The sequence below is a fragment of the Actinomadura sp. NPDC048032 genome (assembly GCF_040653175.1).
Classification (GTDB): domain Bacteria; phylum Actinomycetota; class Actinomycetes; order Streptosporangiales; family Streptosporangiaceae; genus Spirillospora; species Spirillospora verrucosospora.
In genome coordinates this window covers 1-2,477 of sequence record NZ_JBEZJP010000691.1, presented here as the reverse complement: position 1 = coordinate 2,477, position 2,477 = coordinate 1, and the positions used below count along the sequence as shown (strand labels likewise).

2 protein-coding genes are annotated in these 2,477 nt (G+C 71.7%); one reads left to right on the top strand and one right to left on the bottom strand.

Annotated features, from left to right (window positions below):
- Positions 1 to 62: 62 nt before the first annotated feature.
- Positions 63 to 350, bottom strand: a complete 288-nt coding sequence (locus AB0C69_RS41110) for a DUF4235 domain-containing protein (protein ID WP_179836389.1) — start codon at positions 348 to 350, stop codon at positions 63 to 65.
- A gap of 128 nt (positions 351 to 478) precedes the next feature.
- Here AB0C69_RS41110 and valS point away from each other — a divergent pair.
- Positions 479 to 2,477: valine--tRNA ligase (valS, locus tag AB0C69_RS41105; protein ID WP_360362081.1), on the top strand; the 1,999-nt coding region annotated here is incomplete at its 3' end.

The following is a 2,477-nucleotide window of genomic DNA, read 5'->3' as shown; positions in this document are numbered from 1 at the left end:
GGAGGGGCCGGCCACGACGCGCATGGCCTCCGGCCGGGGGCGGGCCCCCGGCGCGGGACGTCCTAGACGTCGGCCTTGAGGTTCTGCGGGAGCTGGCCGGTGCCCTTGGCCCACTGGTGGGCGGCGGCCCGGGTGGCGAGCAGCCGCGCGACCTCCATGCCGACGCCCATCACCACGGCCCAACCGATCGCCTCGGCCAGCGCCACGTCGGGGGACTCGGGGTTGGTCGGGGGCTCCTTGCCGGTGCTCTTCTTCCAGGCCAGCGTGATGACTTTCTTCGCGACGAAGCCGCCCGCGAATGCGGCCGCTCCGGCCATCACCCGCCAGCCGATGTCGCCCTTGTCCGCCATGTTGGTCCTCTCTCGTCCTGTCGTCTCCGACGCTACCGGAAGGGCCCGCCCCCGGAGGGGAAGGCGATCACCGCGTCGGCGCCGGTAATCGGCATGCGACCCGGGCCGATGTCAATACGATTGGCCCCATGACAGAGCAGCCGCGTACTCCGCACGTCCCTCCGAAGCCATCCCTGGACGGCCTGGAGGACAGATGGGCACGCGTCTGGGAGGACGAGGGAGTCCACCGCTTCGACCGCACCCGGCCGCGCGGCGAGGTCTACTCGATCGACACCCCGCCGCCCACCGTGAGCGGATCCCTCCACGTCGGCCACGTCTTCTCCTACACCCACACCGACACCGTCGCCCGGTACCACCGCATGCGCGGTCGGGCGGTCTTCTACCCGATGGGCTGGGACGATAACGGCCTTCCGACCGAGCGCCGCGTGCAGAACCATTTCGGCGTCCGATGCGATCCGTCCCTTCCCTACGACCCCGACTTCGAGCCTCCCGCCAAGCCCGACCCGAAACGCCAGCAGCCGGTCTCGCGGCGCAATTTCATCGAGCTGTGCGAGCGCCTCACCGAGGTCGACGAGAAGGCCTTCGAGGAGATGTGGCGCCGCGTCGGCCTGTCGGTCGACTGGAGCCACCTCTACACCACCATCGGCGCCACCGCCCGGACGGCTTCCCAGCGCGCGTTCCTGCGCAACCTCGCCCGCGGCGAGGCGTACGTCTCCGAGGCGCCGACGCTGTGGGACGTCACGTTCCGCACCGCCGTCGCGCAGGCCGAGCTCGAGGACCGCGAGCACCCCGGCGCGTTCTACCGGATCCGGTTCCACGGCGACCAGCGTCCCGTCTACATCGAGACGACGCGGCCGGAGCTGCTTCCCGCCTGCGTCGCGCTGGTCGCGCACCCCGACGACGAGCGGTACCAGGAGCTGGTCGGGACGACCGTGCGCACGCCGCTGTTCGGCGTCGACGTCCCGGTCGTCGCGCACCGGCTGGCCGACCCCGGCAAGGGCTCCGGCATCGCGATGATCTGCACGTTCGGCGACGTCACGGACGTCACCTGGTGGCGCGAGCTGGACCTGCCGACCCGCGCGATCATCGACTGGGACGGGCGGCTCGCCGCCGACCCGCCGCAGGGCGTCCCCGCCCGGCCGTACGACGAGCTGGCGGGCAAGACGGTGTTCTCGGCCAAGGAGCGCGTCGTCGAGCTGCTGCGCGAGTCCGGCGACCTGGACGGCGAGCCCCGCAAGATCACCCGGCCGGTGAAGTTCTACGAGAAGGGCAGCAAGCCCCTGGAGATCGTCACCACCCGGCAGTGGTACATCCGCAACGGCGGCCGTGACGAGGGCGTCCGCGCGGAGCTGCTCGCCCGCGGGCGCGAGCTGGAGTGGCATCCGGGCTACATGCGGGCCCGCTACGAGAACTGGGTCGAGGGCCTGAACGGCGACTGGCTGATCTCGCGGCAGCGGTTCTTCGGCGTGCCGATCCCCGTCTGGTACCGGCTGGACGAGTCCGGCGAGCCGGTGTACGACGACCCGATCGTGCCGGCCGAGGACGCGCTGCCGGTCGACCCGTCGTCCGACGTCCCGCCGGGCTTCACCGAGGACCAGCGTGGCCGGCCGGGCGGTTTCGCCGGCGACCCCGACGTGATGGACACCTGGGCCACCTCGTCGCTGACCCCGCAGATCGCGGGCGGCTGGGAGCGCGACGCCGACCTGTTCGCCCGGGTCTTCCCCTACGACCTGCGGCCGCAGGCGCACGACATCATCCGGACGTGGCTGTTCTCCACGGTCGTGCGCTCGCACCTGGAGCACGGCTCGCTGCCCTGGAAGGGCACCGCGTTGTCCGGGTGGATCCTCGACCCCGACCGCAAGAAGATGTCGAAGTCCAAGGGGAACGTCGTCACGCCGATCGACCTGCTGCGCGAGTACGGCTCCGACGCCGTCCGGTACTGGGCGGCGAGCGGGCGCCCCGGCACCGACACCGCGTTCGACACCGGCCAGATCAAGGTCGGCCGCCGCCTCGCCATCAAGATCCTCAACGCGTCGAAGTTCGTGCTCGGGCTCGGCGAGGCGGCCCCGGACGCACCGGTCACCGAGCCGCTGGACAAGGCGATGCTGGCGGCGCTGGCCGGGGTCG

Bases quoted from the DNA above. Each gene is read 5' to 3' on its own strand.
- AB0C69_RS41110 (WP_179836389.1), bottom strand. From the start codon at position 350: ATGGCGGACAAGGGCGACATCGGCTGGCGGGTGATGGCCGGAGCGGCC.